At 53.4% G+C, this 25,579-nt stretch carries 33 protein-coding genes; 29 read left to right on the top strand and 4 right to left on the bottom strand.

The genetic code is table 11. The features are described from left to right. Positions 1–4: 4 nt before the first annotated feature. The 24 genes from GN107_RS08860 to GN107_RS08975 all read left to right on the top strand — a co-directional run bounded on the left by GN107_RS08860 (position 5) and on the right by GN107_RS08975 (position 15,958). Positions 5–190 (top strand): type Z 30S ribosomal protein S14, encoded by a 186-nt coding sequence (locus GN107_RS08860; protein WP_155287464.1) that lies wholly within the window; start codon positions 5–7, stop codon positions 188–190. A 29-nt stretch (positions 191–219) separates the two neighbouring features. Then, positions 220–618 carry a 30S ribosomal protein S8 gene (gene rpsH / locus GN107_RS08865; RefSeq protein ID WP_155287463.1) on the top strand — a complete coding sequence of 133 codons (399 nt, stop codon included), beginning with the start codon at positions 220–222 and terminating at the stop codon, positions 616–618. A gap of 29 nt (positions 619–647) precedes the next feature. After that, the gene (rplF, locus tag GN107_RS08870) at positions 648–1,178 is read left to right on the top strand and encodes a 50S ribosomal protein L6 (protein WP_155287462.1); all 531 of its coding nucleotides are present in this window, start codon (positions 648–650) and stop codon (positions 1,176–1,178) included. Between the two features lie 45 nt (positions 1,179–1,223). Beyond that, positions 1,224–1,583: a 50S ribosomal protein L18 gene (gene rplR / locus GN107_RS08875; RefSeq protein WP_155287461.1), complete on the top strand. Its 360-nt coding sequence runs from the start codon at positions 1,224–1,226 to the stop codon at positions 1,581–1,583. Between the two features lie 21 nt (positions 1,584–1,604). Beyond that, positions 1,605–2,108, top strand: a complete 504-nt coding sequence (gene rpsE, locus GN107_RS08880) for a 30S ribosomal protein S5 (protein ID WP_155287460.1) — start codon at positions 1,605–1,607, stop codon at positions 2,106–2,108. Between the two features lie 13 nt (positions 2,109–2,121). Continuing rightward, positions 2,122–2,307: a 50S ribosomal protein L30 gene (gene rpmD, locus GN107_RS08885; protein ID WP_155287459.1), complete on the top strand. Its 186-nt coding sequence runs from the start codon at positions 2,122–2,124 to the stop codon at positions 2,305–2,307. Between the two features lie 33 nt (positions 2,308–2,340). Further along, positions 2,341–2,781, top strand: coding sequence for a 50S ribosomal protein L15 (rplO, locus tag GN107_RS08890; RefSeq protein ID WP_155287458.1), 441 nt, complete (start codon positions 2,341–2,343; stop codon positions 2,779–2,781). After that, complete coding sequence (secY, locus tag GN107_RS08895) at positions 2,781–4,094, top strand: preprotein translocase subunit SecY (protein ID WP_155287457.1); 1,314 nt, start codon at positions 2,781–2,783, stop codon at positions 4,092–4,094. Before rplO ends, secY begins: the two co-directional genes overlap by 1 nt. A gap of 21 nt (positions 4,095–4,115) precedes the next feature. Next, the gene (locus tag GN107_RS08900) at positions 4,116–4,769 is read left to right on the top strand and encodes an adenylate kinase (protein WP_155287456.1); all 654 of its coding nucleotides are present in this window, start codon (positions 4,116–4,118) and stop codon (positions 4,767–4,769) included. A 151-nt stretch (positions 4,770–4,920) separates the two neighbouring features. Continuing rightward, positions 4,921–5,139, top strand: a complete 219-nt coding sequence (gene infA / locus GN107_RS08905) for a translation initiation factor IF-1 (RefSeq protein WP_125570993.1) — start codon at positions 4,921–4,923, stop codon at positions 5,137–5,139. Positions 5,140–5,164: 25 nt separating this feature from the next. Continuing rightward, positions 5,165–5,281: a 50S ribosomal protein L36 gene (rpmJ, locus tag GN107_RS08910; RefSeq protein ID WP_003567518.1), complete on the top strand. Its 117-nt coding sequence runs from the start codon at positions 5,165–5,167 to the stop codon at positions 5,279–5,281. Positions 5,282–5,313: 32 nt separating this feature from the next. Then, entirely contained in the window at positions 5,314–5,691 is a 378-nt protein-coding gene (gene rpsM, locus GN107_RS08915) for a 30S ribosomal protein S13 (protein ID WP_155287455.1), read from the top strand. 27 nt (positions 5,692–5,718) lie between these two features. Continuing rightward, a complete protein-coding gene (rpsK, locus tag GN107_RS08920; protein WP_155287454.1) occupies positions 5,719–6,108 on the top strand; it encodes a 30S ribosomal protein S11 in 390 nt (129 codons plus the stop codon). 75 nt (positions 6,109–6,183) lie between these two features. Next, the gene (locus GN107_RS08925) at positions 6,184–7,122 is read left to right on the top strand and encodes a DNA-directed RNA polymerase subunit alpha (protein WP_155287453.1); all 939 of its coding nucleotides are present in this window, start codon (positions 6,184–6,186) and stop codon (positions 7,120–7,122) included. Positions 7,123–7,144: 22 nt separating this feature from the next. After that, positions 7,145–7,525 carry a 50S ribosomal protein L17 gene (gene rplQ / locus GN107_RS08930; protein ID WP_155287452.1) on the top strand — a complete coding sequence of 127 codons (381 nt, stop codon included), beginning with the start codon at positions 7,145–7,147 and terminating at the stop codon, positions 7,523–7,525. A 444-nt stretch (positions 7,526–7,969) separates the two neighbouring features. Then, the gene (locus GN107_RS08935) at positions 7,970–8,806 is read left to right on the top strand and encodes an energy-coupling factor ABC transporter ATP-binding protein (protein WP_155287451.1); all 837 of its coding nucleotides are present in this window, start codon (positions 7,970–7,972) and stop codon (positions 8,804–8,806) included. Beyond that, positions 8,782–9,645 (top strand): energy-coupling factor ABC transporter ATP-binding protein, encoded by an 864-nt coding sequence (locus tag GN107_RS08940; protein WP_155287450.1) that lies wholly within the window; start codon positions 8,782–8,784, stop codon positions 9,643–9,645. The genes GN107_RS08935 and GN107_RS08940 overlap by 25 nt, the downstream gene beginning before the upstream one ends. Then, positions 9,638–10,432, top strand: coding sequence for an energy-coupling factor transporter transmembrane component T family protein (locus tag GN107_RS08945; RefSeq protein WP_155287449.1), 795 nt, complete (start codon positions 9,638–9,640; stop codon positions 10,430–10,432). The genes GN107_RS08940 and GN107_RS08945 overlap by 8 nt, the downstream gene beginning before the upstream one ends. Before the next feature lie 17 nt (positions 10,433–10,449). Further along, a complete protein-coding gene (gene truA, locus GN107_RS08950; RefSeq protein ID WP_155287448.1) occupies positions 10,450–11,190 on the top strand; it encodes a tRNA pseudouridine(38-40) synthase TruA in 741 nt (246 codons plus the stop codon). A 312-nt stretch (positions 11,191–11,502) separates the two neighbouring features. Then, positions 11,503–13,038 (top strand): multicopper oxidase family protein, encoded by a 1,536-nt coding sequence (locus tag GN107_RS08955; protein ID WP_155287447.1) that lies wholly within the window; start codon positions 11,503–11,505, stop codon positions 13,036–13,038. Positions 13,039–13,044: 6 nt separating this feature from the next. Next, on the top strand, positions 13,045–14,415 hold the full coding sequence (locus GN107_RS08960) for an MFS transporter (protein WP_155287446.1): 1,371 nt from the start codon (positions 13,045–13,047) through the stop codon (positions 14,413–14,415). Positions 14,416–14,614: 199 nt separating this feature from the next. After that, positions 14,615–15,061: a 50S ribosomal protein L13 gene (gene rplM / locus GN107_RS08965; protein WP_155287445.1), complete on the top strand. Its 447-nt coding sequence runs from the start codon at positions 14,615–14,617 to the stop codon at positions 15,059–15,061. A gap of 11 nt (positions 15,062–15,072) precedes the next feature. Continuing rightward, a complete protein-coding gene (rpsI, locus tag GN107_RS08970; protein ID WP_155287444.1) occupies positions 15,073–15,468 on the top strand; it encodes a 30S ribosomal protein S9 in 396 nt (131 codons plus the stop codon). 133 nt (positions 15,469–15,601) lie between these two features. Beyond that, positions 15,602–15,958: a bacteriocin immunity protein gene (locus tag GN107_RS08975; RefSeq protein ID WP_155287443.1), complete on the top strand. Its 357-nt coding sequence runs from the start codon at positions 15,602–15,604 to the stop codon at positions 15,956–15,958. 149 nt (positions 15,959–16,107) lie between these two features. On the opposite strand, the gene GN107_RS08980 is transcribed toward GN107_RS08975, so the two are convergent. Further along, positions 16,108–17,343 carry an ABC transporter permease gene (locus tag GN107_RS08980; protein WP_155287442.1) on the bottom strand — a complete coding sequence of 412 codons (1,236 nt, stop codon included), beginning with the start codon at positions 17,341–17,343 and terminating at the stop codon, positions 16,108–16,110. Further along, positions 17,336–18,235: an ABC transporter ATP-binding protein gene (locus GN107_RS08985; protein WP_155287441.1), complete on the bottom strand. Its 900-nt coding sequence runs from the start codon at positions 18,233–18,235 to the stop codon at positions 17,336–17,338. Before GN107_RS08985 ends, GN107_RS08980 begins: the two co-directional genes overlap by 8 nt. A 316-nt stretch (positions 18,236–18,551) precedes the next feature. On the opposite strand from GN107_RS08985, the gene GN107_RS08990 reads away from it, so the two are divergent. Then, positions 18,552–19,709, top strand: coding sequence for a cation:proton antiporter (locus GN107_RS08990; protein ID WP_155287440.1), 1,158 nt, complete (start codon positions 18,552–18,554; stop codon positions 19,707–19,709). Positions 19,710–19,776: 67 nt separating this feature from the next. Beyond that, positions 19,777–20,697 carry an aldo/keto reductase gene (locus GN107_RS08995; protein WP_155287439.1) on the top strand — a complete coding sequence of 307 codons (921 nt, stop codon included), beginning with the start codon at positions 19,777–19,779 and terminating at the stop codon, positions 20,695–20,697. 60 nt (positions 20,698–20,757) lie between these two features. On the opposite strand, the gene GN107_RS09000 is transcribed toward GN107_RS08995, so the two are convergent. Beyond that, complete coding sequence (locus tag GN107_RS09000) at positions 20,758–21,942, bottom strand: amidohydrolase (protein ID WP_155287438.1); 1,185 nt, start codon at positions 21,940–21,942, stop codon at positions 20,758–20,760. A 269-nt stretch (positions 21,943–22,211) separates the two neighbouring features. Between GN107_RS09000 and GN107_RS09005 the strand changes: the two genes are divergently transcribed. After that, positions 22,212–23,072 (top strand): fructosamine kinase family protein, encoded by an 861-nt coding sequence (locus tag GN107_RS09005; protein ID WP_155287437.1) that lies wholly within the window; start codon positions 22,212–22,214, stop codon positions 23,070–23,072. Positions 23,073–23,135: 63 nt separating this feature from the next. On the opposite strand, the gene GN107_RS09010 is transcribed toward GN107_RS09005, so the two are convergent. Then, positions 23,136–23,657: a GNAT family N-acetyltransferase gene (locus tag GN107_RS09010; protein ID WP_155287436.1), complete on the bottom strand. Its 522-nt coding sequence runs from the start codon at positions 23,655–23,657 to the stop codon at positions 23,136–23,138. A 203-nt stretch (positions 23,658–23,860) separates the two neighbouring features. Here GN107_RS09010 and GN107_RS09015 point away from each other — a divergent pair, with 203 nt between their 5' ends. After that, positions 23,861–24,880: a DUF4767 domain-containing protein gene (locus tag GN107_RS09015; protein WP_155287435.1), complete on the top strand. Its 1,020-nt coding sequence runs from the start codon at positions 23,861–23,863 to the stop codon at positions 24,878–24,880. Positions 24,881–24,994: 114 nt separating this feature from the next. After that, positions 24,995–25,501, top strand: a complete 507-nt coding sequence (locus tag GN107_RS09020; protein ID WP_155287434.1) for a protein-tyrosine phosphatase family protein — start codon at positions 24,995–24,997, stop codon at positions 25,499–25,501. Positions 25,502–25,579: the final 78 nt, after the last annotated feature.

Below are 25,579 nucleotides of genomic sequence, written 5' to 3' on the forward strand. Positions count from 1 at the left end.
CCACTTGGCTAAGAAGTCTCTCATTATCAAGAACGAGCGCCCGGCTAAGTTCGCAGTGCAGGAATACACTCGCTGCGAGCGCTGTGGTCGGCCACACTCTGTGTACCGCAAATTCAAGCTTTGCCGGATCTGCCTTCGCGAGTTAGCACATGCCGGTCAGATCCCTGGTCTTAAAAAGGCTAGCTGGTAGTATTTACCTAGACAAAGGAGGTTTAATCAATGGTCCTGACTGATCCTATTGCAGATTACTTGACTCGGATCCGTAACGCCAACATGGTGCGTCACGAAAGTCTCGTAGTTCCAGCATCTAAGATGAAAGAATCTATGTCTGAGATTCTGAAGAACGAAGGCTTCATCCGTGACTACGAAGTCATTAAAGACGACAAACAAGGCGAAATCCGCATCTTCCTCAAGTATGGCAAGAACAACGAACGTGTCATCTCCGGCTTGAAGCGTATTTCAAAGCCTGGCCTGCGCACGTACGTCAAGGCTGATGCAGTGCCTAAGGTCCTTAACGGTCTTGGTATTGCTCTTATCTCGACTTCTGACGGTATTGTTACCGATCAAGAAGCTCGCGCTAAGAACGTCGGCGGCGAAGTTCTCGCTTACATTTGGTAATTATTAAATAAAAAAGGAGGTGCGAACCCGTGAGTCGTATCGGTTTAAAAGTTGTTAAGATTCCTACAGGGGTCACAATTTCCCAGGACGGTAACAATGTTACTGTTAAGGGTCCTAAGGGTGAACTCACCCGTGAGTTCAGTGATGTCATTACGATGACCGTTAAGGATGATGAAGTATCCTTTGCTCGTCAGAATGATTCACAGAAGGCACTTCATGGTACAACCCGCTCAAACTTCAATAACATGGTTATTGGTGTTACTGAGGGCTACCAGAAGACCTTGACTCTTGTCGGTGTTGGTTACCGTGCACAAATGCAGGGTAAGAAACTCGTACTGAACGTCGGCTACTCCCACCCAGTTGAGATGGAAGCACCAGAAGGCCTCAGTGTTGAAGTTCCTAGCACAACCAGCATTGTGATCAAGGGTATTAGCAAGCAAAAAGTTGGCCAGTTCGCGGCGGAAATTCGTTCCGTTCGCTCACCTGAACCTTACAAGGGTAAGGGTATTCGTTACGAGGACGAAGTTGTCCGTCGTAAGGAAGGTAAGACTGGTAAGTAGTACTAGGGTTGCCTAGTACGGGAAAATTAACAAGAGGTGAACATTGTGATTTCTAAGCCAGATAAAAACAAGACTCGTGCAAAGCGCCATGCGCGTGTACGGGGAAAGATTTCTGGTACGAGCGAGCGCCCACGCTTGAACGTATTCCGTTCCAATAAAAACATCTACGCTCAGTTAATTGATGACGTAGCGGGTGTGACGCTAGCAAGTGCCTCCACTCTTGATAAAGAAGTTAGTGATGACTTGAGTAAGACTGACGCAGCGGCTGCTGTTGGTGAATTGATCGCCAAGCGCGCTGTTGCTGCTGGTAAGAAAGACGTTATCTTCGACCGTGGTGGATACCTCTATCATGGACGCGTGGCTGCACTCGCTGAAGCCGCTCGCGAAAACGGACTAGAATTCTAGGAAAAGGAGGATATCCAACACATGGCAAATTACATCGATCCAAATCAGCTTGACTTGGAAGACAACGTTGTTTCCATCAACCGTGTCACCAAAGTTGTTAAGGGTGGCCGTCGCCTCCGTTTCGCCGTTATCGCGATTGTCGGGGACAAGGCTGGTCACGTCGGCTTTGGTACTGGTAAGGCTCAGGAAGTTCCTGAAGCTATCCGCAAGGCTGTTGAAAACGCTAAGAAGAACCTGATCGAAGTACCTATCGTGGGCACAACAATTCCTCACGAAGTAATCGGTCACTACGGCGCTGGTTCAGTTATGCTGAAGCCCGCTGTTGAAGGTTCTGGTGTTGCTGCTGGTGGTGCCGTTCGTGCCGTTATGGAACTCGCCGGTATCAACGATATCACCAGTAAGTCCCTTGGACGGAACACCCCTATCAACATGATCCGCGCTACCATGGAAGGCCTTAAGCAGCTTAAGACCGCCCAGGAAGTTGCAGATCTTCGTGGTGTGTCCGTTGCACACCTGCAAGACTAGGAGGTAGACAACAATGGCTCAATTAAAGATTACGTTGATTAAGAGCGCAGTGCACCGTCTGCCTAAGCAACGCAAAATCGTTAAGGAAATCGGTCTTGGCCGTGTTAACAGCAGTGTTATCAAGCCAGACAACGCCGCAACTCGCGGTGTGATTTTCCAGATTTCTCACCTGGTTTCTGTTGAAGAGATCAAGGACTAATTAAATACCTAGAACAAGGAGGTGCGAAATTTCATGAAACTGCACGAATTGACACCAAGTGAAGGCTCACGTCATTCCCGCAAGCGTCTTGGCCGTGGTACTTCTAGTGGTACTGGTAAGACCGCTGGTAAGGGTACTAAGGGTCAACTGGCTCGTCAGGGTGGTAAGACTCGTCTTGGTTTTGAAGGTGGCCAGATGCCACTGTTCCGGCGTATGCCAAAGCGCGGCTTTAACAACATCAACCGCAAGGAATACGCAGTCGTAAACTTGGGTGACTTGAACCGTTTTGAAGACGGTACTGAAGTAACTCCAGCTCTCCTTAATGAAGTTGGCTTGGTTAAGAACGAACGCGATGGCGTTAAGCTGCTCGCGAACGGCGAACTGACCAAGAAGCTGACCATTAAGGTTGCTAAGGCATCAAACGCGGCTAAGGAAGCTGTTGCCGCTGCCGGCGGTTCGATTGAGGTGATTTAATGTTTGCGACCCTCAAAAACGCGTTCAAGGTTAAGGACATTCGCAACAAATTGCTCTTTACCTTGGCCGTTTTACTGGTTTATCGCTTAGGAGCCCAGATTTCGGTACCTGGTATTAACGCTGCGGCACTGACCAAAATTGGTTCAACTGGACTGATTTCGATTCTGGATACTGTTAGCGGTGGGGGTCTGTCAAACTACTCCATCTTCGCGATGGGGGTTTCGCCTTACATCACCGCACAGATTGTTATCCAACTGTTACAGATGGATATTGTTCCTAAGTTCGTTGAGTGGAGTAAGCAGGGTGAAGTTGGCCGGCGCAAGCTGAACCAATGGACTCGTTACCTTACGATTGTTCTCGGACTCTTCCAAGCCATCGGGATTACCGCTGGATTCCAAGCTTTGTCACAGTATGGCTTAGTTAAGAATCCTAGCGTCAGCACCTTCATCGTTCTCGGGATTATCCTGACCGGTGGTACGATGCTCTTAACCTGGATGGGTGAGCAGATTACTGATAAGGGGCTCGGCAACGGGATTTCCCTGATCATCTTCGCCGGAATTGTTTCTCGCCTCCCAAGTGGTGTGCGGGAAATCTGGACCGACCAGATCACCAATAATGATCCGGCTGATCGCTGGCAAGGAATTCTGTTCATGGTTGCGTTGCTTGCTCTGATTGTAATCGTGGTTACCTTTGTAACTTGGTTCCAGCAAGCTAACCGTAAGATTCCGATTCAATATACTCGCCGCGTCACAAGCGCGGGCGACAACTCTTACCTGCCGCTGAAGATTAACGTTGCTGGGGTTATCCCAGTCATCTTTGCTAGTTCCTTCATTGTTACGCCGCAGACAATTCTGATGGCGTTCCAGAAGACCCATAGCGGTGATGGTTGGTACATCTTCCTGACAAACATCTTCAGTATGCAAAAGCCAGCTGGGATAGCAGTCTATACACTTTTGATTGTTCTGTTCACATTCTTCTATGCCTTCGTTCAGGTCAACCCTGAGAAGGTTGCGGAGAATCTGACTAAGCAGGGTAGTTACATTCCTGGTATTTGGCCAGGTAAGGGAACCGAGAAGTATATCTCTGGTGTCCTGATGCGCCTGTCGACTGTTGGTGCTTTGTTCCTTGGTTTCGTCGCACTGCTTCCGCAGCTTGCAGCCGCCATCTGGAACTTGCCCCAGTCGATTGGACTCGGTGGTACTAGTCTACTGATTGTTGTCATGACCGCCATTGAACTGGCTCGCCAGATTAATGGTTTGGTGATGAAGCGTGAATACGTCGGGTTCATTCGCGGCGATTTGATCAAGAAGTAGATTTAGAACGGAGGAAGAACATTGAATCTGATTCTTATGGGTCTTCCTGGTGCCGGTAAGGGTACCCAGGCAGAGAAGATTGAGGCAAAGTTCCCGATTGCCCACATCAGCACCGGTGACATGTTCCGTGCCGCAATTGCGAACGGAACTGAGCTCGGCAAGCAAGCCAAGTCCTTTATGGACAAGGGGCAGCTTGTTCCGGACGAAGTTACCGAAGGACTAGTCAAGGAGCGGCTTGGCGAAAAGGATACGGAAAAAGGCTACATGTTAGACGGTTTTCCGCGGACTATCGCTCAGGCAGAGGCATTGGAAACAATTACCAGTGACTTGAACAAGCCCCTTGATGCCGTCATCAACATTGATGTTGATCCGGCGATTCTGACCGAGCGTTTAAGCGCTCGTTTCATTTGCAAAACCTGTGGCGCAACTTACAATAAGCTGTACCACAATCCAAAGGTCGAAGGCACTTGCGATCGTTGCGGCGGACACGAATTCTTCCAACGCGATGATGACAAACCGGAGACTGTGCAAAACCGCCTCAAGGTCAACATCGAAATGAACACGCCCCTGCTTGATTTCTACGCTGATCGTAAGTTGCTCTTCAACGTTAAGGGTGACGCGGACATTGACGCGGTATTCGCAGAGATTGAATCAATTCTCGATGCACACAAGTAATTCGAGAATGGCATCGTCTGTCTGCAGACAGACTTGTTTTCAACGTGCGAAGAATGTGATACACTACAGCGGTGTGTCATACGGTCGACGTCCAGCGATTTTTTCGGGCGCATTTATATATTGACCAACCGGACGAGGAGGAAATAGTTCCGTGGCAAAAGACGATGTCATTGAAATTCAGGGCACCGTGGTGGATAACTTACCCAACGCGATGTTCCAAGTCGAGCTTGAAAATGGTGCCAAAGTTCTGGCTCATGTTTCAGGAAAAATTCGGATGCATTACATCCGGATTCTTCCTGGTGACCGGGTGACAGTTGAGCTGTCACCATACGATCTGACTAAGGGTCGCATTACGTACCGTTTCAAGTAGCCAAGACAGGAGGCATAGAACAACAATGAAAGTACGTCCATCAGTTAAAAAAATGTGCGAGCACTGCAAGGTTGTACGCCGTAAGGGTCGCGTTATGATTATTTGCTCTGCTAACCCTAAGCACAAGCAGCGCCAGGGTTAATTTAGAACTTAAAAAATAGGAGGTGTCATTACATGGCTCGTATTGCAGGTGTAGATTTGCCCCGCAACAAGCAGGTCGTTATCGGCCTAACTTACATTTTCGGTATTGGTAACAGTACCGCTAAGAAGATTCTGGCAACAGCCGGTGTTCCGGAAACCGTTCGCGTTTCTGACCTCACCCCTGACCAGGAAGAGAAGATCCGTGCTGAAGTCGAGAAGTACCGTGTTGAAGGTGATCTTCGTCGTGAAGTCAACCTCAACATCAAGCGCCTGATCGAAATCGGTTCTTACCGTGGCATTCGTCACCGTAAGGGTCTGCCAGTTCGCGGTCAGCACACCAAGAACAACGCACGTACTCGCAAGGGTAAGAAGGTTTCTATCGCGGGACGCAAGAAGACAACTACTGCATAAAGTAGTTTTAAGTTAGGAGGTTTATAGATGGCAACACGTAAAACAACTCGGAAGCGCCGTGTTCGTAAGCACATCGAAAGCGGTGTTGCTCACATTCACTCAACTTTCAACAACACTCTGGTTATGATTACTGATCTCCAGGGTAACGCTGTGGCATGGTCTTCTGCTGGTGTCCTTGGTTTCAAGGGCAGCCGGAAGTCCACACCATTTGCTGCACAAATGGCAGCTGAAGCTGCATCTAAGGAAGCTATCGAACACGGAATGAAGTCCGTTGAAGTAGCCGTTAAGGGACCTGGTTCAGGTCGTGAAGCAGCAATCCGCGCTATTTCTGCAGCCGGTATTGAAGTTACTGCTATCCGCGACGTTACACCAGTTCCACATAATGGTTCTCGTCCTCCAAAGCGGCGTCGGGTGTAATTTTGTATGCCCGTATGTCTCGTTTGGAGATTGGGTATGCTGACACACTCTCGTTCTGAAAGGGGTACACTTTAGATGATCGAATTTGAAAAGCCAAACATTACCAAAGTTGATGAAAACAGTAACTACGGTAAGTTTGTCATCGAGCCACTCGAACGCGGGTACGGTACGACACTCGGTAATTCGTTGCGGCGGATTTTACTTTCATCTTTGCCTGGGGCTGCGGTCTCAAGCATCCAGATTGACGGCGTGCTCCACGAGTTCTCCACAATTGACGGGGTGCTCGAGGACGTCACCCAAATCATCCTCAACATCAAGAAGCTTGCTTTGAAGATGCATGGTGATGACGATAAGACAGCGGAGATCACTGTTGAAGGTCCTGCAACCGTTACGGCGGCTGATATCAAGACTGATGCAGACGTTGACGTTTTGAACCCTGAGCAGTACATCTGCACGGTAGCGGAAGGTGCTTCATTGCACATGCGCATGACCGTGAAGACCGGACGGGGCTATGTTCCGGCTGATCAGAACAAGACCGATGATATGCCAATTGGCGTTATTGCTGTCGACTCGATTTTTACCCCAATTAGTCGGGTTAACTACCAGGTCGAAAGTGCACGTGTGGGTCGGCGGAGTGATTTTGATAAGCTCACGCTTGACGTTTGGACTAACGGTTCAATCAATCCCCGCGAAGCAATTGCTCTGGCAGCAAAGATTCTAACAGACCACCTGGCTATCTTCGTCAACCTGACCGACGAAGCCAAGAACACTGAGGTTATGGTCGAGAAGGAAGAAGATCACAAGGAAAAGATGCTCGAGATGACGATCGAAGAGCTTGACCTTTCCGTGCGTTCTTACAACTGCTTGAAGCGTGCAAGTATTAACACGGTTCAAGAACTCACCAACAAAACCGAAGCGGAAATGATGAAGGTGCGCAACTTAGGCCGGAAGTCACTCGAGGAAGTTAAAAACAAACTCGCTGACCTTGGTCTGAGCCTGCGCCAGGATGACTAATTCGTAAAGGAGGCCAAAATTCATGAGTTACCGGAAATTGGGACGTACCAGTTCCCAGCGTAAGGCACTTCTACGTGACCTTACTACTGATCTGATTATTAACGAACGGATCATCACAACGGAAGCACGTGCGAAGGAAATTCGCTCTACAACCGACAAGATGATTACGCTCGGCAAACGTGGTGACCTGCACGCTCGTCGTCAGGCTGCTGCATTTGTACGTCGCGAAGTTGCCGACGTTAAAGAAGAGGATGACACTGTTGTTGTTCAGTCCGCTCTGCAGAAGCTGTTCAGCGATGTTGCAAAGCGCTACGAAGGCCGCAACGGTGGTTACACCCGCATTCTCAAGACAAGCCCACGCCGTGGTGACGGCGCACCGATGGTTATCATCGAGCTCGTCTAAGTTTTGCTGACGGGTGTGCCTTTTCACCCGCCATATCTTCGGAGTTACACACTCCAGGACCGGATTCCCCCCGGTCTGAGCAAGCGGGCGGGAGAGCAATCGCTCGCCTACAAAGTAAAACCGAATTGACCCCCGTGGCCGATTCACTTTGATCATTTGATCGATGGAGCGTTACGATGATGGACACCATCAATCCCTGGTGGGTGTGGTGCTTATGCACCGGGAAGAAATTCCTCTTAGTCTAGCTTGCGAGTGCCGAGGCAACTCGGTCCTCCGTCATCGAATGATTTACATAATCACCTGTAGCCACTGTCTGGTCCCCCCAGATGGTGGCTTTTTGGGTGCAGTGGCAAGTATTGGTTCGGTGATACATCAATGTTAAAATAGTTGTTAGTTTTTATAACCGGCTTAAATGGCACGCGTGCATAACGGGGAGGATACCCAGTGGCGAACATCATTGACGTAAAAGATCTTGAATATAGCTATGCCGAGCAAAAGGCCCCCGCACTGCAGCACGTCAGCTTTCAAGTTGAGCAAGGTTCATGGGTGGCGGTAATTGGGCATAATGGCAGCGGCAAGAGCACGCTGGCTAAGAATATGCTGGGCCTGCTGGAACCTGCTGCTGGAACGATTAAGATTAGCGGCATGGAACTTAGTGAAGAGACAGTTTGGCAGATCCGCGCGCGGGTCGGAATTGTGTTCCAGAACCCGGACAGTCAGTTTGTTGGGGCAACTGTCGCCGATGACGTGGCGTTCGGGCTCGAAAACCGGGAAGTGCCGCGCCCGGAGATGCTGGAACGCGTTGAAGCGGCGCTTAAAGCCGTGGGCATGCAGGAATACGCCAACCGGGAGCCCGCGCACCTATCTGGTGGCCAGAAGCAGCGCGTTGCCATTGCGGGGGTGGTTGCGCAGCAGCCTGACATCATTATTTTGGACGAAGCGACCTCGATGCTTGATCCGGCGGGGCGGAAGGAAATTATCGCACTCATTCGGGAGCTGAAGGCCAAGTTAAACTTAACCGTGGTGTCGATCACGCACGATCTAGATGAAGCGGCGCTTGCAGATCAAATCATCGTCTTAGACTCCGGCAAGGTTGTGGAGACCGGTACACCGGCCACGATTTTTGCGCGGGGTAGTGCGATGGCCAAATTCGGTCTGGATGTTCCGTATTCTGAACGGGTGAAAGAGGACCTGACCGCGGCTGGCTTGCCGATGCCGAACACGTACATGAGTGAGGAAGGACTGGTGGATTACCTATGGACATTACGTTCGACCATGTGAGTTACACCTACCAGGCCGGAACGCCCATGGCTGGTATCGGGCTGGACGACGTGTCGCTACGCATCCGTGGGGGCGACTACACGGCAATTATCGGACACACGGGTTCTGGTAAGTCAACGCTCCTGCAGCACCTGAACGCGCTGCTCAAGCCCAGTGCGGGTACCGTCACGATTGGGGACCGCGTGATTACCAGTGATACCTCCAACAAGAACCTCAAACCACTGCGGCAAAAGGTCGGGATGGTGTTTCAGTTTGCCGAGAGTCAGTTGTTTGAGTCCAGCGTGGAGCGCGACGTGGCGTTTGGTCCGCAAAATTTTGGCGTTCCGGCAGCTGAGGCGCTGGCCTTGGCCAAAAAGAGTGTGGCGCAGGTCGGACTGCCGGAAACGGTACTCGCGAAGTCGCCCTTTGATCTGTCCGGTGGGCAAATGCGGCGGGTCGCGATTGCCGGGGTGCTGGCGATGCAACCTGAAATCCTCGTGCTTGATGAGCCAACCGCCGGGCTTGACCCCGCTGGGCGCCGCGACATGATGCAACTGTTTGCCAAGCTACACGCTGATGGGCAAACAATCGTGTTGGTGACGCACCAGATGGACGACGTTGCTGACTACGCTGACCGGGTGCTGGTGATGGACCAGGGCAAGTTAGTTAAATCCGGGACGCCCCAGGACGTGTTTCAGGATGCAGACTGGTTGACTGCGCATCAACTAGGGCTGCCGCATACCGCCAGTTTCGCGCTGAAGTTGCAGGCCCGGGGCTTTAAGTTTGCGCACCTGCCGCAGACAGAGGGCGAACTGATTGCCGCGTTGCGGACGCAGCTGGGAGGTGCCGACCATGAATAAAATGATTCTCGGCCGGTACATTCCTGGCGACTCGCCGATTCACCGCTTGGATCCGCGGACCAAACTGCTGGTGACCTTCTACTACATTGCCATTGTGTTCTTGGCGAACAACTGGCAGAGTTATCTCTTTGTGGGCGTCGTGACGCTAGCAATCATTCCGCTGGCCCAAGTTAGCTGGCGCTTTTTCATCCGTGGCTTGATGCCCATCCTGTTTCTGATTATCTTCACAGTTTTGCTCCAAGTATTCTTTACCACTGGCGGTCACGTCTATTGGCACTGGGGCTGGCTCACAATCAGCAGTTTGGGGCTCACGAATGCCGTGTTTATCTTTCTGCGGCTGGTCCTGATCATCTTTATGTCCACGCTACTCACCTTGACTACGCCGTCGCTGTCACTGGCTGACGCGGTGGAGTCACTGCTCAAGCCACTGCGCACGGTGCACTTTCCGGTCACGGAGGTGGCGCTCATGCTCAGCATTGCGCTGCGCTTTGTGCCGACGTTGATGGACCAGACGACCAAAACGATGAATGCACAGCGCGCCCGTGGGGTTGATTTTGGTAGTGGCGGGCTGATCAAACAGGTCAAGTCGATCGTGCCATTGTTTATTCCGCTCTTCGTTTCCGCTTTTTCGATGGCGGATGACCTGGCAACGGCGATGGAAGCGCGGGGCTATAACGATGGCAATCACCGGACCCGTTACCGGGTGCTACGATACGGGCGCGGGGATGTAATGGCCGCTGGCGTGATGGCTGTACTCACCGCGGGCTTGGTCCTGCTGCGTAAGTAAGGACATGGAGGATTGAATTGACACACTACAAAATAACCCTGGCTTATGACGGGACGAATTTTGCCGGTTATCAGGTGCAACCGGAGCAGCGGACCGTGCAGGGGGTGCTAGAGAAGGCCCTTAGCAAAATGGCAAAGCAGAAAGTGCACGTTGATGGCAGCGGCCGGACCGATTCCGGGGTCCACGCGCTCGGACAGGTAATTACCTTCGATTTCCCGGGAAATATTCCCGAAGCAAACATGCTGATGGGTTTAAACAGTATGATGCCACTAGATATCATCATCAAAAAGGTCGAGTACGCGCCCGTTGATTTGCACGCGCGCTTTTCCGCTAGGGGTAAGCGGTATATGTACCGGGTCGCGCTGGGCAAGTACACGGACCCATTCAAACGTTTGTACACCGGCCACTATCCATACAAGGTGGACCCGGAACGAATCAAAATTGCCCTGCAAGATATTGTCGGCACCCATGACTTCACGAGCTTTGCGGCCAGCGGTGGGGTGATCAAGGACAAGGTGCGGACGATTTATGAAGCCACCTGTCGTTATGATGAGGCGAACAACGAGCTCATCATGGAGTTCTACGGCAACGGCTTTCTCTACAACATGGTGCGGATTTTAGTTGCCACTGCGCTGGAAATCGGTAATGGGCGCCGTGACCTGCACGACTTCAAGCGCCTGATCGAGGTGCGCGACCGCCAGCAGGCTAGGGGCACGGCACCGGCGTCCGGACTTTATTTGAAAGAAGTATTTTACTGATTATTACTTGCACAGGTCAGCCGGGTTAGCGGCTGGCCTGTTTTTGTTATTGGGGGGAACTTAGCATGACACCGGCCGGATTCAGCCGCAACGGTGCCCACTTTAATAACAGCCACTGTCTGCACAATAATTAGGGACTACTAACTAACAGTTGCCGTTGATCCGCAATGTATCCGTGGAGATCGACTTTCCTGAAAACAGTAAAAATAACTTGGCCCTAAACGTGCTAAAATGTGACTGTAGTTGTTAATAAATCAAAACGGAGTGGTCGCCAGAAGCAAATCCCGCGCGGCCAACAAAGGAGCGATTAAGATGGCAGACAAGGTGTACAAGGATTATTTCTTTGATGAACCGGCTTACGATTATCATGATGGTGGTTATGTCCCATTAGTTGAGCCTGATGTCCCGCAGAGCAAGTTGGGAGTGCCCCCAATGCTGAAGCCGGACAAAGAGGAGGGTAATGATGTGTACTACACCATTACCGCGCAAGCTGGTGAAACGCAGATCATGCCTGGTGCCAAAACCAAGACTTGGGGTTACAACGGAACGCTGCTTGGTCAGACGGTGCTGTACAAGGACGGCCAGCACGTACACGTTACGCTCAAAAACGAATTGCCAGAACTCACGACCTTCCACTGGCACGGCCTGAACGTGTCCGGACCAATCGTTGACGGTGGTTGCCACGCACCGGTTTACCCTGGTGAGACCAAGCACATCGACTTCACGGTGAACCAGCACGCGGCCATGACTTGGTTGCACGCGCACCCGTGCCCATCAACCGCCGAACAGGTTTGGCACGGCTTGGCCGGTGTGGTTTACATTGAAGACAAGCACGAGGCTACACTCAACCTGCCGCGGAACTACGGCGTTGATGACATTCCGGTTGTATTGCAGGACCGGCGCTTCCACGAGAACAACCAGTGGGATTACCAGGCTGATTATGATCCCGATGGTGTTGCCGGCCCAACCGCAATGATCGATGGGACCGTTAATGCCTACTTTGACGTCACCACCCAGCGCGTCCGTTTGCGCTTCCTTGATGGTGCTAACCGGCGCGAATGGCGGCTGCACTTCAGCGACGATCTGGAATTCGTGCAGATTGCTGGGGATGGCAGCTTGCTGCCGGACGCCGTGCACATGACTAAGCTGATGCTCACTTGTGCTGAACGGGCCGAGGTTGTTGTCGACTTCAGTAACTACAAGGCTGGCGATGTCGTCACACTCTACACCGACGATGTGCCGATCCTGCGCTTCCGGATCCACGATTTTGCCAAAAATGACACCCCACTACCAGAGCACTTGTTTGATGTCCACGCACCCAAGGTTGAACCCGGCACCCCAGTTCGCAAAATTGTGATGTCCGGCATGGACGAGTCCGTTGCGATTGATGGCAAGAAGTTCGCCATGCAGCGCATTGACGCGGAACAGCCAGTTGGGCAGGCCCAGTACTGGGACGTTACTAACAGCAATGACAAGCCCGGCATGGTGCACCCATTCCACTGTCACGGCACCCAGTTCCTGGTTCTTTCCCGCAACGGGAAGGCACCATACCCGAACGAACACGGCTTCAAGGACACGGTCGGCGTCAACCCCGGTGAGACGGTCCGGATTTTGGTCCGCTTCGACCTGCCTGGGGTTTACATGTACCACTGCCACATCATTGAACATGAAGATGGTGGCATGATGGCCCAAATCGAGGCTTACGAAGCAGACAAGCCGCGGCCAAAGTACAAGCTGATGGATATGGACACCTTGATGCACGCGCTTAGTGAAGAGCGGGGCATTCCTGAATCTGAACTCTGGATGGGCGGAATGGAGTCGTATGCAAAAATGGGAATGAAGATGTAATTTGGTATGAATACAAAATTAGCTCCGGCAAAACGCACCGCGTTCATTGCAACGCTTCTGATCGGCACTTTTTCAATGTCGATTTCGCAGTCCTCATTGAGCACCGCTTACCCGGCGTTCATGCGGACCTTTCACCTCGGCAGTGATACGGTTGCCTGGCTCACCACGGGCTTCATGCTCGTGATGACGCTGATGATCCCGGTCAGTCCCTGGCTACTACACAACGTTCCGTTTAAGCGTCTGTTTCAAGCAATTGAAATCATCTTCGCACTCGGAACGGCGTTATGTGTCTGGGCACCGAGCTTCACCGTCTTAATGAGCGGCCGCTTACTCGAAGCGGTCGCGGTCGGGGTGATTTTTCCCAGTTACCAAACCGTGCTGCTGGCAATCACGTCTGAGAATCAGCGTGGTTCAGTCATGGGCACAGCGGGGCTCGTGATGGGTTCGGCCCTCGCGGTGGGGCCCATCATCTCCGGGGTCCTGCTCACGTGGTTCCCGTGGCAGGCATTGTTCATCTTCTTCCTGCTGGTTGCACTTTGCGTGCTGGCGGCGTCGACGGTGACAATCCAATCGGTGATTCCGCACACGCCCAGCCGGCTGGACTGGGTCGCGGTCATCCTCGTGGCCAGCTTCCCGCTGCTGCTGTACACCCTGACGGTGATGGCAAAAGAGGGCCTTACGCCACGCACGATGCTCCTGCTGATTGTCGGCCTATTCATGGCAGTCGCATTTATTTCCCGGGAACTACGCGGCAAACACCCGATGTTGCAGCTGCGCGTGTTCACTAAGGGCATTTTCACCAAGGCTGTCCTGATGACGGGGATTTCCTACATCGCACTAATCGTCACCACTATCCTGATGCCGCTGTACTTCCAGACCTACCTGCATGTGACGCCGTTAGTATCCGGCGTGTCACTGGTGCCAGCCGCGGTTATGCTCAGCATAATGAACCCGATCAGTGGGCGGATGCTGGATGCATTTGGTCCGCGGCGGGTTTCCGTCGTGGGGATGGTGCTCATTGTGGTCGGCTTTGGGCTGCTCGCAATTTTGGCGCCGCACCTGAATCTGTTTGGCGCCATCATGCTGGCAGTCTGCACCGAAGTCGGCAACGCGTTCGTCATGATGCCAGCCGTAACGGCGGGAGCTAATGACTTGCCCGCCAAGTGGCTTGCGGATGGGACTGCGGTCACAACGACTTGCCGCCAATTGTTTGGCTCGGCAGGCGTACTGCTCGCGACCGTGGCGCTGACGTTGGCCCAAACCCACCTGCACAGCGTTGTCGGTGGATTTGCGGTCGCTTTCGGGATTTTCGCTGTCATCGGAGTGGCCGGATTACTGCTGGCAATGACCCTGCCTGGAAAACGCAACGCTGCTTGATTCACAAGCCAGAGCTGGTATAATCGGCACAATGGGCTTTCGAATCCGAAACAATATCAGTTTAATTAGTGGTACACGCCCGGAGCCGTTGACGTAGACCGTTAATTTTGCTATTCTAGACGTTGGTATTGTTTGCCCCACGTAAGCCCCGGAATCTTACTCGTGTCAAACAAACACAGAAATTTGGAGGAAACTCATAGTGCGCACAACATTTTTGGCTAAGCCAGAAGACATCGAACGCAAATGGTATGTTATTGACGCAACCGACATTGCACTTGGTCGGCTCGCATCTACGGTAGCAACCATCCTGCGCGGTAAAAACAAGCCCATTTACACACCTAACGTAGATACCGGTGATAACGTTATTGTTATCAACGCATCCAAGGTTAAGCTTACAGGTCGTAAAGCAACTGACAAGATTTACTACCACCACTCACAGCACCCAGGTGGTCTTAAGAAGGAAATTGCTGGCGATCTCCGTGAACAGAACCCTGAACGCTTGATCGAATACGCAGTTAAGAAGATGCTCCCTACCAAGAACACTCTTGGTCACCAGCAGTTCCTGAAGCTGCACGTGTACGGTGGCGCTGACTACGAACAGGTAGCTCAGAAGCCAGAAGTACTTGACATCAAGGATCGTATCTAAGGAGGATATTCATGGCAGACGTTGTAGCATACAGCGGCACAGGCCGCCGCAAGAATTCCGTTGCTCGGGTACGCCTTGTACCTGGTAGCGGTAAAATCACGATGAATGGTAAGGATGTACGTGATTACCTTCCATTCGAAACTTTAGTTACCGATATGAACCAGCCATTTGATCTCACCGAAACCAAGGGCCAGTACGACGTTATTGTTAACGTCAATGGTGGTGGTTTCACAGGTCAGGCCGGCGCAGCTCGTCACGGTATTGCCCGTGCTTTGCTCACCGTTGACCCTGACTTCCGTGCTGCCCTCAAGAAGGCCGGCATGCTCACACGTGACCCTCGTATGAAGGAACGTAAGAAGCCAGGTCTCAAGAAGGCCCGTAAGGCTAGCCAGTTCTCAAAGCGTTAATCTTTGGGTCCTGTTACTTGCCAAGAAAAAAGCATCCCGTTACCGGGGTGCTTTTTTTGTTGCTTAGCATTAGTTGGACGGCTATAGTACGGGGTTGTAAGGACCTCAAAAAAATCTGGGGGGTAAGGGAAACATGGAACACGATGAATTAAATTTGGTAAGCCCCAAGCAGCATTTATCAGAAGCGAAGCAGCGTGAGCAGGTTTCTGGTCTAATTCATGAGCTCTACAATAGCCTGGCTGAACAAGATGATCAGCAGACCGTGGATATCCGTGATTCGTTAATGAAAGCTTACCAGCACATTGACCGGCGGGATCCAGTCGTGGTGGCTAACAAGCTGACGAATTACCTGTATTTTCTCGGATCCGCGGAGAATCTTAGCTTCACGAGCGCGCAGGACGCGTTGATTACCCAACTGAGTCAGATTGGGCAGCATGCGGGTCTGAATGGGTCATATCGGGCTTGGTATGGCGACAAGGGGCAGTTCTAACCGCAATTATTTAGTAGAAATGAGCAAAAAAAGCTGGGCACACTTTCATTGGCAAAGTGGGTCCAGCTTTTAGTTAATGACCAATTGCTGACAGCGTACCTGCGGGGAACACCATAATCACCGTGATAGCGGCATTGGTGGTTCTGCAATCATTTTGCTCGCAGCAGGGTCAGGCTCTTGCGCAGTGCCTTGAAAATGCCGCCCTCACTGTAGGTCAGCACGTTGCTGGCATAAACGTGCTCTGCGAAAATTGTGAAAATGCCGAGGAAGAGGACGCTAATTGCAACGCTGAGTAGTGCCGGTCCTAATGTTACCTGACCGACACCGTAACGTGCCGGCATCACCAGAGGACTGAGGAAGGGGATGTAGCTCATGGTGCTGATTACGGGTCCGTTAGCGCCGGCGGTAGACAGGGAGGCAAAATAGCCAACCATTGCCAGCAGTAATACCGGCTGCAGCGCTTGGCCTGCCTGTTCCTGATTGGCAACTAGTGAGCCACACATGGCGGCGAGCACGGTGTAGCTCACAATGCCAATTAAGAAGAACACGATGGAAATAAGCACGAAGCTCCAGCCGATTTGCGCCCAATCAAAACCGTTCAGCAGCTCCTTGACCGCCGGAATCGAGTCGCGCAGGAACCACGCCCCAGCAGTCATGACGGCGTAAATCAGGATTTGCAGGCCGAGCAACGCGGAGACACCAAGGATTTTGCCATAGAACTGGGTCTGCGGCCGAATTGCAACCAGAATCGACTCCTCGATTCGCGAACCCTTTTCCGTAGCGATTTCGGAAGCAATGATACTGCCGTAACTCATGAGGAACATATACATGAGAAAGCCGACAACGGTGGAGAGGATTTGCTTCATACCGTCACTCTTGCCAGTCGTGGCCTGCATTTTGCCACTATCAGTAAAGGTAACTGAGCGGGTCGTGACCTTGGGGGTTGCGAGCAGGCGGCCAAGTTGTTGCTGCGACAAGCCCAGCGATTGCGCAACGGTCAGCGTGTTCAAGCTCGCTAGCGCCTGTGTTAGCTGGCTGGTCGAAATGCTCTGGCCGTCATCACGACGATAAAGCTTGGCCTGAGCCGTTGTTTTGACTACCAGCATCCCGTCAGCGTCTTTGTTGCTTAACTGGCGCCGGCCCGCCGCCTCGCTGCGCACCGGGACGTATTTCTGATTGTCATCGTTTTGTTTCTGCAGCGCGCTGGTGATTGGTGTTGGGGCCACCACGACTACGCGGGCCGGCTGGGACGTGGAGGACATGTACCAGGTAATCCCGCCGATCAGGACTGCCGCCAGCAGCGGCATGAGCGCCATGAACCACCAGGAGAAGCCATGCAGGTTCTTCCGCAGTACCTGGCCGGCAATTAAGTTTAGTTTACGCATCCGCTGCACCAGCTTTCATCCGGAAAATTTCGTCGAGGCTCGGGGCTTGCTGCGAGAATTCGCGAATGTAGCCGTCCCGACTCACAGCTTGGAAAATTGCCCGGCCCGCCGCCGCATCGGTCAATTCTAGGCGGAAATGCTCACCGTGCTGGCTGACCGCGGCCACACCGGGCAGCGCGCGCAGTTCCGCGGCGGTCAGCGCCGGCTGCTCAAGGGTGATGCGGGTCCGCCCATAAGCGGCTCTGATCTCATCGACTGTGCCATTGAGCACCGTGCGCCCATTTTTGAGCATCACTAGCCGGTCCGATAGGGTTGCCACGTTGCTCATGTCGTGACTAGAAAAGATGATGGCAGCACCACTTTCCTGCAGGGCGTGAATGCCATCCTCTAGTAGGCTGGCGTTGATCGGGTCCAGCCCGGAAAACGGTTCGTCAAGAATGAGCAGCCGCGGTTGAAAGATCAGTGCACAGATCAACTGCACTTTCTGCTGGTTACCCTTGGACAGGTCCTTGACCTTATCCGTTTTCTTCCCCTTAACCTGGAAGCGGTCCAGCCAGCCGGGCAGGGCGGCGTTAACTTGCGCCCTGGTCATCCCGTGCAGCTGACCGAAAAACTGAACCTGCGCTTCGATGGTCATTTTGGGGTATAATCCGCGTTCTTCTGGCAGGTAGCCGATCAGGTCCCGGTTGATCTGGGTGATTGCTTGGTGCTCCCACAGCACCTCGCCCGCATCGGGCCGGATGAAACCCAGAATCATGCGGAACGTGGTCGTCTTGCCCGCCCCGTTTTGCCCGATCAAGCCAAAAATCTCCCCCGGGTTGACGGTAAATGATTCGTCTTGTACCGCGGTCTGCTGCCCAAAGCGTTTAGTAATGCCTTTTAGCTCTAACATTGTGTGCCCCCTCCCGGAACAATTAGCTAACCATCATGACATTACTGGATTATGAAAGCGTAGTCAATAAGCGGTAGATGTGTTGCTGGAAAAATCATAATAATATTTATTTACGGCCTGGAAATTGCGGCAATGGTCACGTAGTCGCTGCTATCAGGCGCAGCACGTGTGTGGACTATTACTGGCTATTTTGCTATACTATTAACCAACAGTTATTTTACGGTTGAAGCAGTGCTTCAAGGACTCACTCTATTCGGGGCGGAATAGAGAGTTCTTGGAGCACTTTTTTGTTACTTATGGACGTGGAGGAATACATTTGGCTTTTTTAGGAAGTTTGGTTTTGATTCTGATTGCGACGACGCTGGCTGGTCAACTCAGCACGCGCGTGGGTATACCGGCGGTACTGGGACAGCTGCTCGTGGGGATTGTGATCGGTCCCGCAATGCTCGGGTGGGTGACGACCACCACTTTTGTGCACGATACCGCCGAAATTGGGGTCATTATCTTGATGTTCTTGGCCGGAATCGAAAGTGATGTGGGTCTGCTCAAACGCTACCTCAAGCCCAGCGTGCTCGTGGCGGCGCTGGGAATTCTGCTGCCAGTGGTGATGACGGCAGGCGTGGCGCTGGCGTTTGGCCTGTCCGCAATGGAGAGCATCTTTATCGGTGTGCTGTTTTCAGCAACTTCGGTTTCGATTTCGGTGGCCGTCATGAAGGAACTCGGCGTCTTGTCCGGTAAGGGCGGCGCCACGATTCTCGGGGCCGCGGTGGTCGATGACGTGGTGGCGGTCGTGCTCTTGAGCATCATGGTCAGCGTAATGGGCACCCAGTCGGCGCACGCAATGCCGCTCGCCTTGTCCTTCGTCCTACAAATCCTCTACTTTGCTGGGACCTTCGTTGTGGTCCGCTACGTTGCCCCGATTATGGCGCGGCTCGGGAAACGGCTGGCGCTGCCGGTCGGCCCGACGCTGATGGCCATGATTCTGTGCTTGGGGATGGCCTATGTGGCGGACCTGGTCGGGCTTAGCGCGGTCGTGGGGGCTTTCTTCGCCGGCATTGCAATCGGGCAGACGTCTGTGCGCCACGAAGTTAACCGTTCCATCGAGCCGATCGGTTACGCGGTGTTTATTCCTGTGTTCTTCGTCAGCATCGGCCTCAACATGCGCTTTTCAGGTTTTGTCGCCCAGCTGGCCTTCATCGTGGTCATGAGCCTAGTCGCCATCATCAGCAAAATGCTCGGTGCGGGGGCTGGGGCCAAGCTGGCAAAATTCAGTAATGGTGAGGCCGCCTTCGTGGGGGCGGGGATGGTATCCCGCGGCGAGATGGCCCTGATCATCGCCCAAGTTGGGTATCAAGCCCATCTGATTGCAACCGGGACCTATTCCGCGCTGATCACGGTGATCATCATCACGACGATTGTGGCACCGTTCCTGCTCAAGGTGACCGCCAAGCACCTGCAGAATCAGTCCGTGTAGAATGTAAGCCCTAGCATTGCATTTTGCCCAGGATTACAATGAAACCAAACGCAAAAGGAGTGATTCGATGAGCACAATTCAAATTGGTAAGAGTGCCGTGCGGACGACGCGGCTCGGCCTCGGCACGAACAAGGTCGGTGGCACCAGTCGTGCGGGCGTTGACCAGGAAAAAAGTGGCCGGGAGGTGATCCGCACCGCTTTGGATAATGGCATTCAGTTGCTGGACACCGCCTATATGTACGGCAAGGGCCGCTCCGAAGCCGTGATTGGTGAGGTGCTCAAGGACTACGACCGCAGCAAGGTGGTTATCGCCACCAAGGCCGCGCACGACCCGCAGAACGACATGCAGCCGAACAACGACCCGGCGTTTCTGAAGCAGAGTGTTGATGACGCGCTGCAGCGGCTGCAGACCGACTACATCGACATTTTCTACATTCACTTCCCCGATGCCAGCACGCCGAAAGCGGAAGCGGTCGGTGCCCTCGCAGACCTGAAGCAGGCCGGCAAAATTCGCGCTATCGGTGTCTCGAACTTTACGATGGCACAAATCAAGGCGGCGAATGTCGACGGCAACGTTGATATCGTCGAGGACCAGTACAGTTTGATTCACCGCGAGCCTGAGGGCGAAGAGATGGCCTACCTCAAGGCCAATCAGATCAGCTTTGTGCCTTACTTCCCACTGGCATCGGGCCTGCTGACTGGTAAGTACGGTGAAGCGGACCGCGCACGTTTTGCACGCTTCGTCGCGGGTAAACAGTTCGATGCCGCACTCGCCGGGGTGGATGTGCTGCGGCGGGTTGCCGCGGCGCACGACGCGGCCGTGATTCAGGTGGCCTTGGCCTGGTACCTGCAAGCGCCCGGCGTGGACGTGATGATTCCTGGTGCTCGCAACGCGGAGCAAGTTCGCGGAATCGTTGGCACGCGGGATGTGCAGCTGAGTGAAGCCGAGTGGAATGCAATCGATACGGCGTTTGCCAGTTTCAAGTGACTAAAGAAAGGGTGGCGGCGGAAGCCGGCACCCTTATTTTTTAGCAATTTATTGGGCAAATTACACTCCGAGGTAGACCAGTGTTGCCGTCCCCATCACCTGCGCCGCCGTTAGCAGGCAGCTTTCGTCCATCATGAAGCTGGAACTGTGGTGCGGGTGACTTTTGCCGTCTGCCACGTCGCAGCCAATGTAGATGAAGGCACTCGGGCGTTCCTGCGCGTAGTAGGCAAAATCCTCGGAGGGGTCTTGGGGACCGCAGTCGGTAATGGCCGTGACACTGGCCAATTTTGCCTTCTTCACACTGGCAACCACAGCCTTAGTGAAGTCGGGGTCGTTGTAGAGGACGGGGTAGTTGTCGTCGTAATCCAGCTTGGCGGTGACACCAAACATCACCTCCACGCCGTGCACGAGTTGCTCGATCTGCGTGCGGATGGTTTTGCGGGTCGTTTCCTTCATGATGCGCACGTCGCCCTTGAGCGTGACGCTCTGCTTGATGGCGTTGAAGGAGCCGACCCCGTCGAAGGAACCAATCGTTACGCTCGCGGTATCGAAGGGGTCGATGCGGCGGGAGACGACGGTCTGCAGCGCCGTGACGAAGTAGGAGCCGGCAACGATGGCGTCGTTAGCCAGGTGCGGCATGGAGGCGTGTCCGCCGCGGCCGGTGAAAATCAGGGTGAAGTTGGCCCGTCCGGTTTGAGTTTCCGCCAGGTGGTAGTTGAAGCTGCGGGTGGGCATGCTGCTCATGACGTGGGCACCGAGGACATTATCGATGCCGTCCAGGACGCCGTCTTTGATCATACTTTTGGCCCCACCTGGGGAGACCTCCTCGGCCGGCTGGTGCAAAATCCGCACCATTCCACTTAATTGGTTCCGCCGCTTGTAGAGCTCCCGGGCCAGGATCATCAGGTAGGCGGTGTGCCCATCGTGCCCGCAGGCGTGCATCACCCCGGGATTCTGCGACTTGAACGGCAGGTCGTTATCCTCTTGCACCGCCAGCGCGTCAAAGTCGGCGCGCAGGGCGAGTCGCTTGCCGGGTTTGCCGGAATTGATGTCGACCACGAAGCCGTAGCCATCCCCATAGTTGACCGTTTGCATCCCGTTGCGGCGGTAGAAGGACTTAATGATTTTGGCTGTCTCCTCTTCGTGGAAGGAAACTTCCGGGTGCGCGTGCAGCATCCGCCGCAGTTTGATTATCTCCGGCTCGGCTTCTTTTAGCGCGACCATGAGCTCCGTTTGTAGTGTCATCGTGATTCATCCTTTCTGAGTTTACTCTGTCTTCAGTTTATTACTGCTGGAACAAAATGAAAACGTTTGCCGATGTTTGCGGCAGTGAATGCCTGGCTGGCGGGGTTAGTAAATGGGCTGCATCTAAGCGCGGTGGCAAAATTGGGTGGTGAGCGCAAAAATCGTTATTACGGTTAACACTTTTTGCAGTGCAGACTTCTCCACCGTAATAATTGCAGCCCGGCTTTGCGTTATCATGGGGGTGCGGATGTTAGAGAGGATGGATAGCAATGCTAGATAATAAGTGGCTCCAGCAGCTGCCAGTGCAGCCAGTGCAACAGGTTGTACCCGTTGGCGGCGGGGATGTTAACGAGGCTTACCGCGTGCAGGCGGATGGACAGACCTACTTTCTGCTCGTGCAGCCACACATGGCCGCTGATTTCTATGCGGGTGATATTGCCGGCTTGGCTGCGTTCGCCCAGGCGGATGTGTTGGCCCCGCGGGTCTTGGGTCACGGCCAGATCGACGGGGATGCCTTTCTGCTGCTTAGCTACCTAACTAGCGGTCACGGCAATCAGGCTGACCTCGGCCGCTTGATGGCACACTTGCACTCTTTTGCGAGTCCGGACGGGCGCTTTGGTTTTGAGCAGCCTTATGCCGGGACCAGCGTCAGTTTTAGCAACGACTGGGTCGCGACCTGGCGGGAGCTGTTTGTGAACCAGCGGCTGGACAAGCTGGCTGACCACATCGTGCAAAAGGGCTTGTGGACGGAGCAGGAATACGCCATGTATCCCCTGGCCCGCAAGGTGATCACCACGGCCTTGGCGCACCACGAAAGCAAGCCGGTATTACTGCACGGCGATTTGTGGAGTGGTAATTGCATGTTTACCGCGGACGGACGCCCGGCGCTGATCGATCCGGCGGCGGTGTACGGGGACCGGGAGTTTGATATTGGCGTCACGACCGTCTTTGGCGGTTTCAGCGCCGACTTCTACTCCGCTTACCAGGAATCTTTGCCGATGGCGGCTGGCTGGCAGCAGCGGCTAAACTTCTACCGGCTGTATTACCTGATGGTGCACTTGGATAAGTTTGGCAGTGGTTACGCCGATGCCGTGGCAAGTTTGCTGCAGCAGGTGATTGCTGGCGAATAGGTCGTTAAAAAAGCGTGTGGATATCTTCGTAGATGTCCACACGCTTTGCTGTTGTCTTGGTATTTACCTGAGCACCAATTCGTAAACGTAGCATTCGACAACTGGTTCCTCAAAGTCCCACTTGACGGTGCCCCGCTTTTGAAAGCCGAGTTTCGCCAGGATGTGCTGCATGACCTGGTTAGTAATCTGGGTGTCCACCCGGACTGAATCGTGGTCTTTAGCAGCTTCATCAATCAGCGCCTGCATGAAGGGGACGCTGAGGTGCTTACCCTGGAACGCAGCGCCGAGGGCAACCCGGTGGATGGTGCTGTACGGATGCTGTCGCTGCCAATGGGCGTCCTGCAAGTTGTCGTAGACTGGCTCGGCGGCGTCATCTAAGTTCGCGTAGCCAGCAATTTCGCTGTCGACAAGCAACACTCGCCCCGTGCCGACCGCGATGTCCGCGTTGATGTCGGCAGCTGCCGGGTACTCCGCCTGCCACTGCGGGATGCCCTGCTTTTTAAGCAGGGCGCGGGCGTCAGCGATGATTGTCATGACGGCCGGTAAGTCGGTAGCGGTGGCCGGACGCAGTTTGATGTCTTGCATGGAATTGATCCTCCTCAAAAACTAATGGCTATATCCTACCATAATTTTATTTGTAGTGTTCTTGAATTATTTTTTCATCACCAGGGCCGAATTGGCGTATTATCGTCCTGGAAGACGTGCTGCGACTGCCTTGTTTACGCTGTTGGGGGGGAGTGCAGTAGTAGTCGGCGGGTCTTTAATACAACGCTCTGAGGAGGAGTAAAATGAAATCTGCAAAAATTGGGTTAACGGTAGCAATCGCCGTGCTGCTGCTCGCCGGCTGTGGCGCGCAGTCCAGCAAGGGTGGCAGTGCTGCCCAGTCGCAGCGCCAGGCAAAATCTAGTTCGGTTAAGAAACACAAACCAACTAAGGTAGCTAAAAAGACCAGCTCTAGTCAGTCTACGCGCAATCAAAAGACCACCAAGCAGGCTGCGACCCCGTGGACCCAGGCCAAGTCGACACAGCTCGCGTCCTTCATGAACAGTTGGGGTCAGACAATGAAGCAAAGTTACACGGCTTACACACCCGGACACAGCGTCAATTTCTACGGCACCTCTGAGCCTGATGGCATGAACTCAGAACCACCTGCAGTTAATAATCACAAAATTGCGATTCAGTGGTCGCAGGACGGTAAGGTCGGCAGTAATGTTTACGCCTTAGTTGCGGTGTATTCCGACGCCGAAACTGCTGATTATGCAGCCGAGCACCTGTACTTCTTCACCATCTATAACGGTCAGCCTGTCGTCTTGGTCACGATGCAGAATCAGGGGATGCCGAATAACTACCTGAATTTTGACGTGACCGCGAATAAGGAGCTGCAACAAGGTTTTGCCGCCATTGTTAACGGCAAGTCCAGTGAGCCCACGACGGTCGCAAGCACGACGAGCAAGTACAACGCGCAGCAGTTGCAACTCATTGCGCGGGTCGGCTTTGAGGGCTTGGCCCCAGACGGTGGCACAGGCCTATCCGCAAGTGCAGTTAGTCAATCCTTGCACGACCTAGACGGAATCCATATCAGTGGTAGCGGTACAAGCACAAAGGGCTCATCGACAATCGGTACCGCCGTTTCGACAGTTGAGTACACGGTGGTTGGCGACGTGATGAAGATCAATCACCCTGCCACGGCTGCTGGTAGTGATGGTTGGTCAGCCAGTCTTAAAATCAGTCAGGTTGGCCCGCTTATCTTCTCGGGGACGAACGCGGCGCTCGCACAAAAGATCATTGCGGGCATCCAGCCGGAATAGGTTTTAGCGGCAGCCAGGCAATAGGGACCGCATTTACCCTGTTGACTCAGTTGCCCTGCATAAGTGTCCCTGGAGAATGGATTTAGTAGTGAAGACAGTGCGAAAGGAGAGCCCATGCAAACACATGTATATAGTTTGGACCTCAGAAGTTACAAACTGTTCACCCCGGTACATCGCTTGACCGATGTCATTATTATTCGCGGCGGCTTTGACACGCCGGCTGATAACGATGAGATTACGGTTGACCGCCAGTACACCCGGACGCTGCGGGTCAATGCGGATGACCTCAGCCAATCAATTCCGGGACAGCCGGCCGCGCTACTGACCGCCGAGGGGGCCACCCGCATCGTCAAATTCATCGAGCAGGCGGTTGCGGATAGTCATGACCTAGTTGTTCACTGCTTTGCGGGGGCATCACGAACCGGTGCGGTGGTTCAATTAACAATGTTTAACTATCACCTGCCGTTGACCCACGTTCAGTTGTGGCGCGCGCTCCGTGCCACCAAATCCAAGGTGGAAGAGGTCACCACAAAGGCTGATTTTGAGCGCTTGTACCAGCCAAATCCCCTGTGGACACGGTTGCTGCAGCAAGCCTATGCCAAGTATCATGACGAAGCATAATTGCAAACGCGTAGTTGCTAACCTTAATTAGTAAAAGTCACCGCACTCTGTCCCAAAACGAAGAGTGCGGTGGCTTTT

It is taken from the genome of Lacticaseibacillus zhaodongensis, assembly GCF_009687905.1.
Classification (GTDB): Bacteria; Bacillota; Bacilli; order Lactobacillales; family Lactobacillaceae; genus Lacticaseibacillus; species Lacticaseibacillus zhaodongensis.